Source organism: Anaerobacillus sp. MEB173 (assembly GCF_052119505.1).
Lineage (GTDB): Bacteria > Bacillota > Bacilli > Bacillales > JBJMAU01 > JBJMAU01.
On record NZ_JBJMAU010000002.1, the window covers coordinates 443,874 to 458,898 of the forward strand.

Consider the following 15,025-nt stretch of genomic DNA (forward strand, 5'->3'; position numbering starts at 1 on the left):
TTTTTGAAGAGCTATCCCTCTTAAACCTCTACTTTTACATGAAACTTTTCTCTTTAGAATCAAATTTTTAGAATAGATCTCTACTGGTAGGTAGAGATCTATTCTATTACTTCAAAACACTCAATTATTGGTCTAATAAACCGAATTCCTCAAGAATTACTTTCGCTTCTTCATGCTGTTGTTCAATGCTTTCTGCCCATTCATCACCATGCATGAAACCATCAACAAGTCCGGCATTCTTCATACCCTCTTGATATTCAGGTAGAGCAACGATCTGTTCTAATGCTTCATAAACCATATCAACTGCTTCTTTTGGCGTTCCTTTCGGGAATGCTAATCCTCGTTCAATCGCTGCAACTAAATCAATTCCTTGTTCTTTAAATGTTGGTGCATCAGGAAGCCATTCATGACGCTCTTCTGTTGCAACACCAAGTACTTTATAATTATCAGGATCTTTTGCAACGTCCCCAACATTTCCCATAATCGCATCAATATGACCACCCATTAATTGAGCAACCTGGTCAGCGGCACCAGGTAATGGTACTTCAGTTACCTTTACTCCAGCGATACTCATGAATTTTAAAATCGTTAAGTGGTCACCTGTTAGCGTTCCAGTTAAACCTACTGTTAAACTACCTGGCTTCTCCTTAAGCTCGGCGATAAATTCTTCTAAACTATTAAAACGACTATCATGTCTAACTGCTAATACTTGAGGATCATTTACAAGACGAGCAATGACTTCAAAAGTATTATAGTCAAATTCAGTAGGACGTCCTAATGGCTGTAAAATGATATGAGGAGTGTTAATTGAACCCATTGTATATCCATTTGGATCTGCATTATTTAACTCGGTAAACCCTACTTCCCCACCTGCACCGGTTCTGTACTCAATGACCATATTTGTATCAAAATAGTCTTTCCAGTGCTTTTCAATGAGTCGTTGGTTAACATCTGTTGTCCCACCTGCAGAGAAAGGAACAATATTCGTGATATTCCGTTCAGGATAGTTACTAGCTGCTGCTTCACCATTTTCACCACTGGAATCTGTTGAGCTACTATCACTTCCACACGCTGCTACAATTGCCATCACTACTAGGAACAAGAAAGAAGTTAGGATTTTTTTCATTATTTTACATCCCCCTTTTTATCGTTAGCATTTTATTAACTTGGTGCCTTCATTCCATTAACTAAAGCATCGAGTCTTTCCTTTGCTTTATCTTTGACATCCCTATACATGCTGTTACCATGAGAATCAATCGAAACAATTAATGGCCCAAAGTCTTTAACTCGAAACTTCCATATCGCTTCTGGCATTAAGTCTTCCCACCATACATCTTCAATTTCCTCAACTTGTAATGTTTCTAATGCAGCAGTTCCCCCTAGAATCGTAAAATAACAGCCATTTAAATCAACCAGTGCTTGACTTCCTTCCTCAAGCAATCCCCCCTTTCCAATAATCACCTTCATTCCGTATTTGTCCATTAATCCTCTAGTAAAACGATCCATTCGATAGCTTGTAGTTGTTCCAATACTCACTTTTTCATATTTCCCATTTTCCAGTTTCTTTACATTTGGTGCTGTATGAAGACCAATTGCCCCTTTTAATTGAGGAATTAAGTCCTCAGGCAATTCTACTTTTTTATCAAATAGGCGAATGAGGTTTGCATCCCGGATTCCAAAGATATGACCATCAAGTACAACCGTATCGCCTGCTTTCAATTGTTTAATATCATCATCTGTCAGCGGTGCTTGTAATCGATAATGTGCCATTTATGATCATCCTCTCTATTAATACGTGATCTCAGCGTCATTATTTTCAGTAAAGGTTGCTCTCATTCTTCTTGCTGGCCAGCACATCATATTCACTGCTACAGGATTCATAGTCATATGAGTATCAGCAGCTTCAATATGTACTGCTAATGCTGTAGTACTTCCACCTAATCCATGTGCACCAATACCCATTTTGTTAATCATTTCATATAACTCTACTTCCAACTTCCTTACATCTGGATCTGGATTTGGAGAGCCAACTGGTCGTGCAGCAGCTTTCTTTGCTAATGTTGCACAGAGATCAGACGATCCTCCGATACCGATTCCGACGATTGTTGGTGGACATGGATTAGCTCCAGATTCGAACACACATTCAAGTACATATTTCTTTATACCCTCAATACCGGCTGCTGGAGTTAGCATCTTTAAGTAGCTCATGTTTTCTGAGCCAGAACCTTTAGGAATGATCATAATTTCAATTTCATTCCCTTCAACAAACTCAAAATGGAGAACGGGTACTTGATTTCCAGTCGATGTACCATGGTTTTTCCGCGTTAATGTATTCACAATACTGCTTCGTAACGGATGCTCTAATGTCGCTCTTTCTGTCCCCTTACGAATGGCTTGTTCTAAAAGTAATCCATCAAATCTTACTTGATTTCCAACCTTTACCCAATATACTGGGATCCCTGTATCTTGACAGATTAATAGTTTCTCATCATCTGCTGTTTCTACCGTTTTAATTAATGTCGCAAGGATATCTTTACCGCTTTCCAATTCCTCATTTTCTAAGGCATTTTTTAAAGCTGTTCTTACATCTGGAGGTAGGTCTTTTAATGATTCGATATACAACGTCTTACATGCTTCTTCAACCCTCTGGTAAAATAAGTCATCTAACTCCCAAACCTTTTCATACTTTGCTGTATAAGCTAAAGACATTAAACATCCTCCTCATTGAATTCATCTTCACGATTATTTTGAAGCCCCAATTGTTTTATATCCTGCAACTTCAGCAACATTGATACGATTTTGTATGACATCTTTTGTCCGATAGATCGGTTGACCATCTTGCCCTTTCGTAACGATAATATTATTTAACCAATTCTTATCATCAATTTCTGGGAAATCTTCACGATAATGTGATCCTCTACTTTCAGTACGCAATAACGAACTTGCTGTGACCATCTTGGCAATCGTAACTAGATTTCGAACATTTAAATATTCCTGCCATGTTAAGTTAAATGCTTTTGGACCCTTGACAGAAACGTTTTCAATTCTTTCTTCCAGTCTAGTAAGTTCAATTACTGCACTCTCTAAGTCTGTTTTATTACGAACTAGCCCTACTTTTTCCCACATTAAATCTTTCAAATCACTCTTAATGTAGAATGGGTTTTCCCCTTCAGCTCTTTGGAATGGAACAAGGACATCATCTGTCAGCATTTGAACCTGAGAATTGCTAATCTTAGCAAGGTTACTTACATTTCTTACATACGCTGCTGCTGCATCCCCAGCTCTTGCCCCAAACACAGTTGAATCAGCAACACCATTTCCACCCAATCGGTTTGCTCCGTGAACTCCGCCTGCGTCTTCACCTGCGACGAATAATCCCGGTATATTACTCTCACAATCGATGGAAACTTTCACACCGCCCATTTGGAAGTGTGCTGCTGGTGAAATTTCGACAGGTTCAACACTTAAGTCTCGCCCTACGTCACGACAGCGTTCCACCATCCCTGGGAACATTTTTCGGACATTTTCCTTACCGAGATGAGACACATCAACATAGACTCCGCCTAATGCTGTTCCTCTTCCAGCCATAATTTCCATATAAGCTGCCCTCGAAACACGGTCCCTTGTTGAGCGTTCCATACGTTCTGGATCATAGTTCTTCATAAATCTTTCACCTAATGAGTTGATTAGATACCCACCGGCTCCACGAAGCCCTTCTTCCAATACCCCACCATTTAAACGGGAGTTTTCAGCTAATAGACCCGTAGGATGAAACTGCATCATTTCCATATCTAGAAATTCCGTCCCGGCACGGTAACAGAGTGCCATACCATCTCCGGATTTTTCCAAGCTTGGTGTAGCAATCTTATACATTGTTGCCGCCCCACCAGTGCCAACAATCACTGCTTTACAATGAACAACGATAAATGTGCCTGTTCTTACACTTAATAGTAAACAGCCAGATACACGGCCTGCTTCTTCATCAATTAATAAATCTACAGCCCTCACTTCGTCCCAAGTTTCTACATTTGGCTTGGCAAAAAGTTGATCACGCATTCGGGAAATAATCTCAATCCCAGTCAAATCTCCACGGTGAACTGTTCGGTCAAACGACTGACCGGCAAAAGCCTTTTGGTGGATCGTTCCATCTTCATTTCTGTCAAAAAATACGCCCATTTTCGTTTCTAATTCACGAATTCGCTTTGGACAATCATTAACTAGTGCCCAGGCCATATCTTGGTCATTAATTCCTCCGCCACCCTTGATCGTATCTTTAAAGTGCTTTTCGATCGAATCATCCGGATGGAGAACGACATTGTAACCACCTTGCACCATTCTCGTACAACCACTTTTTCCAACCAAACCTTTCGCAGCAACAATAATTTTCAGATTCGGATCAAGATCTGCAGCATGATGAGCAGCAAACAATCCTGCACCACCACTACCTAAAATAAGAATATCTGCTTCGACATGTTCCACTATGCCCACCTCATTTCGTATTCCTCATTAAGACACGATAAAAAAGAAACTAATTGAAAATAATACAGCACCGATAATTGTAAATAGTGTAAAAATGCTGCGATTGTCCTTTACAACACCGACATCAATTAAAATCACCCGAACTCCATACAAGGCGTGGAATATTACAGCAAATAATAATAGTGCATCTAAGCCTGCATTTAAATGCAGGGCCGAAATCACACCTGCACCAGGTAATTTCCCTATCATTGCATAGCCACTATAAATCTTTAACGGTAGTAAAATAACAAGTAGGATTGCAGTAATTCGTTGGACAAGCCAAGCAATGTAGCCAACAAATGGTTTCTGTTTAATCTCTAGCTTTGGTGTCTGATTATTCGTTTGTATACTAGGTGTAGCCATTCTAATTTCACTCCTTTAACAAACTAGATTTATCATAAAAAGGCCTACCATTTTAATCCAAGAGAACGACGGACTTTTTTACCTTTAATCTTTTGGATGGTTACCATTGGTTTAATTCCTTTTGGACATACTTCTACACACGCCCCAAATGAATGACAGCCAAATACGCCTTCTTCATTTGCTACTAAGTCCAATCTTTCCTCTCTTGCCCCATCCCTTTCATCAGCAATTAAGTTATACGCTCTACTTAAAGCAGCTGGACCAATATAGTCATCGCCTCTTATTGCAACCGCATCACATGACTGGAAGCATAATCCACATGTAATACAATCCTGATTTTCATCAATAATTTCACGTCTGCCTGAAGCAGGCGGAATGACACTAAATTCATCCGTATCTTCTTTTGGGACAAAATAAGGCTTTACCTTTTGCCAATTCTCAAAAAACGTATCCATATTTACAGTTAAATCTTTAAGAACCGGCTGATTTTTCATTGGTTGGACGACAATCTCATCACCTAGATGCTCAATTTTTGTTCGACAGGCTAACCGTCCACGTCCATTAATCATCATTCCACATGACCCGCACATCCCTAAGCGACAAGCACATCGAAAAGATAATGAAGGATCCTGGTCTTCAACGATTAAGAAAAGCGAATCGAGAACTGTCATATTTTTCTTGGCATCTATTATAAAAGAGTCATAATGAGGCTCTGAATTTTCTTCATCAGGGTTATACCGCATAACTCTAACTCTTACATCTCCCATCTGAAACACCTCCATCGTTAATCACTACTGTAAAATACAAATCCTTACCCACTTACACAGTAATCGGCTGTACAAAGGGGATATTTAATTCTTTTGCAAGAGTGGACAGCTCATTTTCCACCTCTTCTGATATTGTTATCCCTTCGTTTAATCTCTTTTGATATTCCCGCTCTCTTCTCTCACCTGGATAGAGAATTTCATCTACGCCATCTTTCGTTGGAATCGCTTTGATCTCTTCAATAAACCCTTTGACAAGATGTTGAAAAACATCAATCGGCATAAATTTTTCCACATCTAATAGCATAAAGAAATGCCCAACATTTGCTTTTTCAGCACTGTCACTATAAATATTGTTTACATGTGGACCGAAAGCTGCACCAGATAAAATACCGGTTAACACTTCTACTGCTAAAGCAAGGGCATATCCTTTGGCTCCCCCAACTGGTAACACGGCGCCATTTAGAGCTTCATGAGGATTTTCAGTCTCCTCACCTTTTTCATTAATGGCCCAACCCTTTGGAATCGCTTGATTTTGCTTTGCTGCCAAAATAATCTTTCCTCTTGCCACTACACTTGTTGACATATCAATGATGATCGGTGCATTTGTTCCTGTCGGAAATCCAAATGCAATTGGATTTGTACCAAAAAATGCTTTTGTTCCACCCCATGGCGGAATTCCAGGAGGCGAGTTTGTGAATGCCAATGCAACGATACCTTCTTTTGCTGCCATTTGGCAAAAATAGGATGCTGTTCCAAAATGATTACTATTTCGAATACCGATGGCGACACTCCCGGCTTTTTTTGCAAGAGAGATGCCTTCTTTCATCGCACGGGCTGCAACAACTTGACCTAGACCGTTGTCACCATCAACAATTAGAACAGATTCGCCCCTTTTTTCGACCTTGATGCTCGGTTTCGGATTGATCCTGCTCTCCATCATTCTTTTCGCATAAATAGCCAGCCGGCTTATTCCATGACTGTCGACACCCTCTAAATTGGCACGAATTAATGCATCAGCTGCATTCGTAGCGTCTTCACTTTCGGCACCAATGTTAACTAACACATCTCTACAAAAGTTTTTTAGTTCACTTGTCTCATAAAGGGGCATTTTCTGTACCTCCATTTTTGTAGTTAGAGAGTATTGATTCTTCTACACTATCCAAATGTTCTAGCATATACTTTTCAGCTAATTCAACATCGTGATTAATCATCGCTTTAAGTATTTTGATATGTTGCTTTAAGGAAAGTTCAACCCTTCCTGGTATTTGCAGCGTTTCAAATCGTGCCTCACCCAGTAAATCAATTAAACTCATCATTATTTTTAGTAAGATTGTATTTCCAGAAATTTTTGTTATCGTAAGGTGAAATTTTTGATCTAAACTAGATAATTCCTCATACGATGTTTTTTCTTTTAACGCTTGCTTTTTGTATTCCAAAAGATACTTCAATTCTGCTATTTGCTTATCATCTAAACGATTCATCGCTAACTTAATAGCCGTTACTTCCAATACCTTGCGAATCGTAAAAAGTTCGACGATCTTATTTTCTTTTATAACAATATTATTTGTAATATTCTGAATATTATCCTCGTAATTGGCTACAAAAACGCCGTTACCATGTTTAATTTTTAAATAACCCATAGCAGCTAAAATCTTATAAGCTTCACGAATTGTATTTCTAGAAACATTTAATGTTTTTGCCATTTCTCTCTCACTAGGGAGTCTGTCTCCCTCTCGAAACTTTCCTTCATCTATTAAGCCTTTAATATAATCGGCAACGGTATTTGAAATACTTTTTCGATCTACCTTAAACGTATTAAACATAAGATCGCCACCACATCTTTATTTAACAACACATAGGGCATTCTCCCCTTGGAGAACTTTTTTTACCTCTTCAGCAACTAAGATGGAAGTTCTAAATTGTGATTCTTCTGTTAATCCTGCAACATGTGGTGTTAATACAACATTGTCACAACGTAAGAGAGGGTTCGATTGATTCACAGGCTCCTCTTCCAATACGTCTAGAAACGCTCCAGCAATATCATGATTCGTTGCTGCTTCAAATAATGCAATCTCATCAATAATTCCACCTCTGGACGTATTAATGATATATGCATTATTCTTCATGTATTTAAATTCTTGAGTTGAAAACAATCCCTTTGTAGCTGGTGTTAAAGGCACATGAATACTCACATAGTCAGAATATAATAACACTTCCTCGAAAGTTACGAGCTCAACTCCTGTTTCTGCAATAGCAAAATCATATTCTGTTAAAAACGGATCATATCCAATAACCCTCATTCCAAATGCTAACGCTCTTTTCGCTACTCGGTGGGCAATTTCTCCAGCCCCTACTAAACCAATGGTTTTCCCATATAACTCACCGCCAGTAAACCGCTTGCGATCCCAATTCCCCTGGCGAACATCCTGGTTTGCCAAATATAAAGGGCGGTTTGCTTCTAGTATTGCAGACATTACGTATTCAGCTACAGAAATCGCATTCGCATTTCTCGCGAAGACAACTTTTATATTTAAATTTTTGGCAATGCTAAGATCAATATTATCAAGACCGACACCTAATCGTCCTACTGCCTGCAGCTTCTTAGCAGAGTGTAAGAGCTCATGATCAACCTTAGTTTGATTACGTACAATGATTGCATCAACATCTTTTACTTTTTCAAGCAGCAATTCACGGTTACTCCATAACGATGGATCATACTCTACATCAGCAAATTGTTTTAGCCTTTCAACACCTACAGACCAAATTAATTCTGTAATTAGTACTTTCATTTATCGTACACCTCCTCTTAATTAGGGTAAGGGAATAACCCTTACCCATATAAGTATTTTTGTAAACTGATCTATTTATGATTTTCCGCTTATTCCCTATTAGATACTAACACCTACACGGTGAATAGCAAAACCAGTTTTTTCTTTTAATACTTCTGCTTTTGTTAACTTTCCATTACATGTTTCAAGTACTTCGTTATAAACAATCTCTCCCGCCTCATCAATTGTAATTTCATCACGGAAGATGCCACTTAAATCCAGCTCAACTGTATCTTTCATGAATTCAAATGATTCATTGTTACCTGTGATTTTGATTGTAGGCATAATTGGATGAGAAATCGTATGACCTCCACCAGTACTAAATACAAGTACTTGAGCACCAGAAGCAGCAATTGCCGAAATTGATTCACTACCATGACCTGGTGTATACATAACATAAACCCCCGGGTCCTTTTGCTCACAAACTTCAGCACAATCCAAACCGTTAACAATTGGTGCTCTTCCTGATTTCATGTATGCACCTAACGATTTTTCTTCAATTGTACTTAAGCCTCCAACAATGTTGTCACCTGTCGGTTGAGATCCACGAATATCTTCTCCACTAGCTAAAGCACGACGTTCCATGTCATTAATATAGCCGACGATTTTGTCTCCAACCTCTGGAGTAATCGAACGTTCTTTAATGAAATCCTCTGCTCCCATTAATTCCATTACTTCCGCTAAAATGGAACGTCCACCTTGTCCGACAATTTTGTCAGAACATACACCTAGAGCAACGTTTGAGCCAATTCCAGAACTTGTATCTGAAGTTCCACAGTTTAAGCCAAACAATAAATTTGAAACACTAACAGGTTCACGAACCATTTTTGAAAGTTCACGTTTCATATTCATTGCCTTACGTGTTGCTTCGGCAGTTGCCTCAATCGCTCCATGAGAATTACGGATATTTACGACCTCAACTGGCTTTCCTGTTTTTGCAACTTCATTGGCAATGTCCTCTGCCGTACAACCTTCTTCACGGAAATGATCGATAACAACAACCCCACCGACATTAGGATTTTTCGCTGTTCCTACTAATGTATTGAATGTTTGACGAAGGTCCGGTCTAACTTGGCAACGTCCCAGTGGATGAGTGATTGCTACAGCGCCTTCAATTGTATCTGCTACTCGTTCCGCTGTTGAGTTAGCATAGATTGTTCCTGAGAGAATTAGAATATGGTTACGAATTCCTACCTGCCCATCCGGACGAACATACCCCATGAATGTATCTGCCATAATTAAACACGCTCCTTTTCATTTACGTTTTGAATATATAAATCTCCACGGCCACGGTTACTTTCAATATTATGAATGTGGACATGATCTCCCACTTCGATATCCACTAATGCAGTTCCAATGCTTAATCCATATTTTAAAATTGCATCGCCTTTCTTAATCGGTCTCACTGCAATTTTATGTCCATATGGAATATCATTTAAGATTTCAATATTTTTTTCATCACCATCAATTTCAATCGATACTACTCTACCTTTTGTCATTTCTCTACTAATTACAGTAGCTGTATTATCTTGAGGCTCTACTAAATGAATTTCTCTTGCCATTATAATTCCTCCCTATTATTTAGTTATTTTAATATTTATCAACTAAGCATTTTGGTTAAATGCTCCAACCAATTTGCTGATAAGGCTATTAAAACATTAAACATTTAAATTTACAATATTTTTTGAATATTTAGATTTATTAGAATTATTAATAAATAAAATAGAAAACTGAAATAAATGAAACGATGGTATTTGTGCTATCGTTGTTACTATATTAGAGAAAAAGGAGATGAAAAATTATGGCTATACCTATTAAAAAAGATGATACAAAAGATCAACCTACTTCTAAAAGAAGAAATCTAATCAAACTAATACCTGGCGTTCTCCTATGTTTAGTTATCATGATCATTGGTACATTCTTGGCTGATTATTTAGGTAAATGGGTCAATCAATTACAAGGCTTACCTAGTACGAGTTCAAGTCCAATTTCAAGTATATTTGTAGCCATTATTTTGGGGCTTTTGGTACGAAATATCATTGGTTTGCAAGAAGTATTTAAAGATGGTGTTACCTTTTCCATTAAGTTCATCTTAAAATTTGGAATTATTTTATTAGGGATTCGTTTAAGCTTTATTGATGTCGTAAAATTAGGGGCTTGGGGGATTCCAATCATCTTAGCTTGTGTCACGGCGGGGTTACTTGTTACATTATGGATTACAAATAAGATGAAACAGTCTCATCGTTTAGGAACATTGGTCGCCTGTGGAACAGGCATTTGCGGGGTCACTGCGATTGTTGCCATTTCTCCAGGAATTAAAGCAAATGATGAAGAAGTTGCCTACGCAATTGCAAATATTACATTATTTGGTGTTATTGCAATGTTCGTTTATCCATACTTGGCGTATTATTTATTCCAAGATGATCCTATCAAAACTGGTTTATTTCTAGGTACAGCCATTCATGAAACTGCTCAAGTGGCTGGTGCATCACTTATTTATGATCAGGTGTTTGATTCAGCAAAAGTTGTTGATGCTGCAACAATCACAAAGCTTACTAGAAATGTCATGATCCTGGCTGTTGTACCAATTTTGTCATTTTACTACTTAAATAAGGTCAGAGATCGAAATAACGGTGAACCTGTTGCTCGTACAAAATGGTATAAACTCATTCCATTATTCGTTATTGGTTTTATGGCAATGGCGATTGTTCGAACTATCGGTGATGCCGGAATAACTAGTAATGGTGCGGCGTTTGGAATGTTAAATGCGGAGCAGTGGAAATCGACTTGGACCTCTCTCAATAATTTCGGCTCTCACTATATGTTAGGAATTGCAATGGCTGCTGTTGGTCTCTCTACTAGCTTTGGTGTATTTAAAGGGCTAGGTATGAAACCATTTTTTATTGGAATGGTTGCTGCCTGTTCAGTAGGTATCGTAAGTATTATTATGGTTTCCTTATTAGGAGGTTTCATCACCTTATAAACTTCCAAAAAATGATAATTCGACAGAAAGATCACCACCCTTCAACAATTTATTTGAAAAGATAGTGATATAATGATTTTTGTATGCTTCTACTAGAAATGACTTATTAACCTCTAATATTGTCAGAAGATTTAAAATAGTTTATAGAGGCTAACCAGCTCTTTCATGGTATAACTTTTCAGTAGAAATTTATGCTTTCAAAGGAGAATGCTATGAATTTAGATCATTTAAGAGTTTTTTTTACAGCGGCTACTAAAAAGAACTTTTCTGAAACTGCAAAAATACACCATCTTTCGCAGCCTTCAGTAAGTTTACAAATTAAAAGCCTCGAGGAGTCTCTTAATGTTAAATTATTTGAAAGAACAACAAAAAAGATTGAGTTAACTGATTCTGGGAAATTACTTTATGATTATGTAAAAAGAATTATTGAAATTGTGAATAAAGTGGAAAAAGACATGTCAATCTTATCTGAATCAATTCATGGCGATCTCTATATCGGTGCAAGTCTGACCATTGGTGAACATCTATTACCGTACAAACTGGGGAGATTTAAAAAAGAATATCCTCTCGTTAATATCATTATGAAAATATACAATTCAAAACAAATTATCGAAAAAATCATTGATGAAGAAATTGATCTGGGATTTATTGAAGCACCCATGTTTCACCCATCATTAATCTGTAAACCTTTTTTGGAGGATGAACTTGTCATCATTGCATCAGCCACAAATGATGATCCTCTTGTACCCTCTCAAGAAACTATGACAACAGATGACTTATTCTCGCTACCGATCATATTACGTGAGGAAGGATCTGGGACACGTCAAGTTATGGAAGAAACATTAAGAAAAAATCAACTTGATCCGGCAAAGTTAAATGTAGTTCTGGAACTCGAAAACACAGAATCAATTAAAGCCACCGTTGAATCAGGAATGGGGATCTCGATTATTTCACTATCAGCGATTCAAAAGGAATTACAATTAGGCACTTTACGTATTCTAAAAATTCCAGGTCTTACTCTTAAACGTAACTTTTATATCGTTCATGATAAAGATAAGATCTTGACTCTTCAAACAGAATCTTTTCTTAAATTTACAATCGAAAAGTTTCTCGACGAACCCTTTAACACAAATAAAGAAATGAGTCTATAAGAATAATGAATCACAGAACAAAAGACGCTAGGATTCCTAGCGTCTTTTGTTATACTCAATAATTTTTTTTACAGCTTCCTCGCCTTGATCAATGCAATCCGGTAACCCAACACCTTCATATGATCCACCAGCTAAAAAGACACCTGGTACTTCTTTCTCTGCTTCACTCATTATTTGATGAATCCGCTCTTTATGGCCAACAACATATTGTGGCATTGCCTTTTTCCAGCGCTTAATAATATGAAACTCTGGATCTTGATCAATTTTCATAATACTGTTTAAATCTTGAAGAACAGCCTGAATGATTTCATCGTCGCTTTTATAGACAATATCATCATCGCCGGCACGTCCTACATAACAGCGTAAAAGCACTTTCCCTTCAGGAGTGGAGTGACGCCATTTTTTATGTGTCCATGTACAGGCTGTAATCGTGTGCTGACTGCTTTTGGCAACAACAAAACCCGTTCCTTCAATGTCTTGCTTGATGGCAGATGCCGGATAAGCGAGAGCAACTGTCGCAACAGAAGTCGCCGGGATTTCATCCAGACTCTGAACAAAAGAGAAATTGGAAAAAGCTTTTCTCGTTACAAAATGAGGTGTTGCCATTATAACAATATCATATATTTCTTTTCTTCCATTTGAGAATAGAAGCTCGTATTGATCACCTTGCTTGATCACACTTTCAATTCCAACACCTTTAACAACCGAACCTGCTTGTAATGAATTCTCAATTGCATCCACAAAGGATTGCAGACCGCCCCTTAACGTTAGGAACATCCCTTGCGGCTTACTTTTCTTGTGTTCTGTCGCCTTAGGCTTTGGTGTTGTATTCCCCATACCAAGAATTAAGCTGCGATGCTTCTGTTCAACTTGATAAAATTGAGGAAACGTGGCCATTAAACTTAATTTATCGATGTCCCCGGCATAAATTCCAGAAAGCAGCGGTTCAATAAGGTTATCAACAACTTCATTACCTAAGCGTTTTCTAAAAAACGTTCCTAAAGATTGATCTGCTCCCTTTTCTGTTACTCGGGGAAGAATTAAATCACCGGCAGCTCTTATTTTCCCAATGGGAGAAAACAATTTTGTTGTTGCAAAGGGAGCTAACTTTGTTGGGATTCCCATAATCGAACCCCCGGGAATTGGAAAAAGCTTTCCTCCCTTTAAAATATAAGATTTTCCTGTATCATTTGAAAGCAGATCGCTCTCCATCCCTACTTCCTTTGCTAACCTTGCAGCACTCTGTTTTCTTGCGAGAAATGAATCAGGACCTTTTTCAATGACAAACCCATCCGTATAATCAGTTTCTATTTTACCGCCGAGTTGATCTTTTGCTTCGATTAACGCAAATTCTATTGGAAGCTGATTAGAGCGAATTTCCTTTTGTAAATAGTAAGCAACGGTCAGCCCAGTAATTCCTCCACCTATAATTGCTACTTTTTGTTTCCTTTGTCCCACTCTATTCACTTTCTTTCTTATTGTACGTATTCATCACAACAGTAGCTAAGCTCTCGATGAATTCTGGTTTTGCATTTGGCATCTCAGGTCGATAATAGTTCAGACCCAGTTCATCAGTGACGGCTTTACATTCAATATCATTGTCATAGAGAACTTCTAAATGTTCAGCAACAAATCCAACTGGACAATAGATCATTGTTGTGTATCCATCTTTTTCGTGTAACTCTCTCGTTAAATCTTGTACATCAGGACCTAGCCATGGCTCTGGGGACTTTCCTTCACTTTGCCAACCTATCGTATAATGCTTCACGCCTGCTTTTTCAGCAATAAGCCTTGCAGTTTCTTTTAACTGCTCAGGATAAGGATCATTCATTTTTAAAATACGTTCAGGTAAACTGTGTGCAGAAAAAATAACAACTGTCTTATCTCTTTCACTTTCCGCAATTTGAGACATTATTTCGTTTATTTTCTTCACCCAATATTGGATATACTTCGGCTCATTATACCAGCTATCAATGCAAGTCAATTTTGGTCCACCAAGATTTGCACCTGCCTCTTTCGCCCGGTCATTGTAAGATTTCACACTCATCGTGGAGTAATGAGGTGCTAATACGAGGGTAATTGCCTCCTCTATGCCATCTTCTTTCATTTGTATTACTGCATCTTCAATGAAAGGATCGATATGCTTTAAACCGATATATGCTTTAAATTGAACGTCATCAACGAATTCATTTAATCGCTTCTCAAGATTCGCTGCTTGTTCATCTGTAATTTTTGCTAATGGAGAAATCCCCCCAATTGCTTCGTACCGCTCAGTTAACTCCGCTAGCATTTCTGGAGATGGTTTTCTCCCACGACGAATATGTGTATAATATGGCTCAATTTGTTCAACACTTCTTGGTGTTCCGTACGCCATTACTAGCAGTCCAATTGTTTTCTTAGACATGTAAACACCTC

General features: G+C 38.0%; 15 protein-coding genes. 2 read left to right on the forward strand and 13 right to left on the reverse strand.

Annotation, left to right across the window (positions count from 1 at the left end; all coding sequences use genetic code 11):
• Positions 1-124: 124 nt before the first annotated feature.
• The 11 genes from ACJ2A9_RS06775 to ACJ2A9_RS06825 all read right to left on the reverse strand — a co-directional run bounded on the left by ACJ2A9_RS06775 (position 125) and on the right by ACJ2A9_RS06825 (position 10,038).
• Positions 125-1,126, reverse strand: coding sequence for a tripartite tricarboxylate transporter substrate binding protein (locus ACJ2A9_RS06775; RefSeq protein ID WP_441420854.1), 1,002 nt, complete (start codon positions 1,124-1,126; stop codon positions 125-127).
• Positions 1,127-1,161: 35 nt separating this feature from the next.
• Positions 1,162-1,770: a FumA C-terminus/TtdB family hydratase beta subunit gene (locus ACJ2A9_RS06780; RefSeq protein ID WP_441420855.1), complete on the reverse strand. Its 609-nt coding sequence runs from the start codon at positions 1,768-1,770 to the stop codon at positions 1,162-1,164.
• Between the two features lie 18 nt (positions 1,771-1,788).
• Positions 1,789-2,709 carry a fumarate hydratase gene (locus ACJ2A9_RS06785; protein ID WP_441420856.1) on the reverse strand — a complete coding sequence of 307 codons (921 nt, stop codon included), beginning with the start codon at positions 2,707-2,709 and terminating at the stop codon, positions 1,789-1,791.
• A 33-nt stretch (positions 2,710-2,742) separates the two neighbouring features.
• Positions 2,743-4,479: an FAD-binding protein gene (locus ACJ2A9_RS06790; RefSeq protein ID WP_441420857.1), complete on the reverse strand. Its 1,737-nt coding sequence runs from the start codon at positions 4,477-4,479 to the stop codon at positions 2,743-2,745.
• A 27-nt stretch (positions 4,480-4,506) separates the two neighbouring features.
• On the reverse strand, positions 4,507-4,881 hold the full coding sequence (locus tag ACJ2A9_RS06795; protein ID WP_441420858.1) for a hypothetical protein: 375 nt from the start codon (positions 4,879-4,881) through the stop codon (positions 4,507-4,509).
• Positions 4,882-4,925: 44 nt separating this feature from the next.
• Positions 4,926-5,648 (reverse strand): succinate dehydrogenase/fumarate reductase iron-sulfur subunit, encoded by a 723-nt coding sequence (locus tag ACJ2A9_RS06800; protein ID WP_441420859.1) that lies wholly within the window; start codon positions 5,646-5,648, stop codon positions 4,926-4,928.
• A 52-nt stretch (positions 5,649-5,700) separates the two neighbouring features.
• The gene (locus ACJ2A9_RS06805; protein WP_441420860.1) at positions 5,701-6,756 is read right to left on the reverse strand and encodes an Ldh family oxidoreductase; all 1,056 of its coding nucleotides are present in this window, start codon (positions 6,754-6,756) and stop codon (positions 5,701-5,703) included.
• Positions 6,743-7,471, reverse strand: coding sequence for a FadR/GntR family transcriptional regulator (locus tag ACJ2A9_RS06810; RefSeq protein WP_441420861.1), 729 nt, complete (start codon positions 7,469-7,471; stop codon positions 6,743-6,745). The genes ACJ2A9_RS06805 and ACJ2A9_RS06810 overlap by 14 nt, the downstream gene beginning before the upstream one ends.
• A gap of 18 nt (positions 7,472-7,489) precedes the next feature.
• Positions 7,490-8,437 (reverse strand): hydroxyacid dehydrogenase, encoded by a 948-nt coding sequence (locus ACJ2A9_RS06815; protein WP_441420862.1) that lies wholly within the window; start codon positions 8,435-8,437, stop codon positions 7,490-7,492.
• Positions 8,438-8,536: 99 nt separating this feature from the next.
• Positions 8,537-9,712 (reverse strand): UxaA family hydrolase, encoded by a 1,176-nt coding sequence (locus tag ACJ2A9_RS06820; RefSeq protein WP_441420863.1) that lies wholly within the window; start codon positions 9,710-9,712, stop codon positions 8,537-8,539.
• Positions 9,713-9,714: 2 nt separating this feature from the next.
• Positions 9,715-10,038, reverse strand: a complete 324-nt coding sequence (locus ACJ2A9_RS06825; protein WP_441420864.1) for a UxaA family hydrolase — start codon at positions 10,036-10,038, stop codon at positions 9,715-9,717.
• Between the two features lie 239 nt (positions 10,039-10,277).
• Between ACJ2A9_RS06825 and ACJ2A9_RS06830 the strand changes: the two genes are divergently transcribed.
• Entirely contained in the window at positions 10,278-11,459 is a 1,182-nt protein-coding gene (locus tag ACJ2A9_RS06830; protein WP_441420865.1) for a YeiH family protein, read from the forward strand.
• A gap of 212 nt (positions 11,460-11,671) precedes the next feature.
• Complete coding sequence (locus tag ACJ2A9_RS06835; RefSeq protein ID WP_441420866.1) at positions 11,672-12,610, forward strand: selenium metabolism-associated LysR family transcriptional regulator; 939 nt, start codon at positions 11,672-11,674, stop codon at positions 12,608-12,610.
• 36 nt (positions 12,611-12,646) lie between these two features.
• Here ACJ2A9_RS06835 and hemY read toward each other — a convergent pair whose 3' ends face one another.
• A complete protein-coding gene (gene hemY / locus ACJ2A9_RS06840; RefSeq protein ID WP_441420867.1) occupies positions 12,647-14,068 on the reverse strand; it encodes a protoporphyrinogen oxidase in 1,422 nt (473 codons plus the stop codon).
• Position 14,069: 1 nt separating this feature from the next.
• Entirely contained in the window at positions 14,070-15,014 is a 945-nt protein-coding gene (hemH, locus tag ACJ2A9_RS06845) for a ferrochelatase (RefSeq protein WP_441420868.1), read from the reverse strand.
• Between the last annotated feature and the right edge of the window lie 11 nt (positions 15,015-15,025).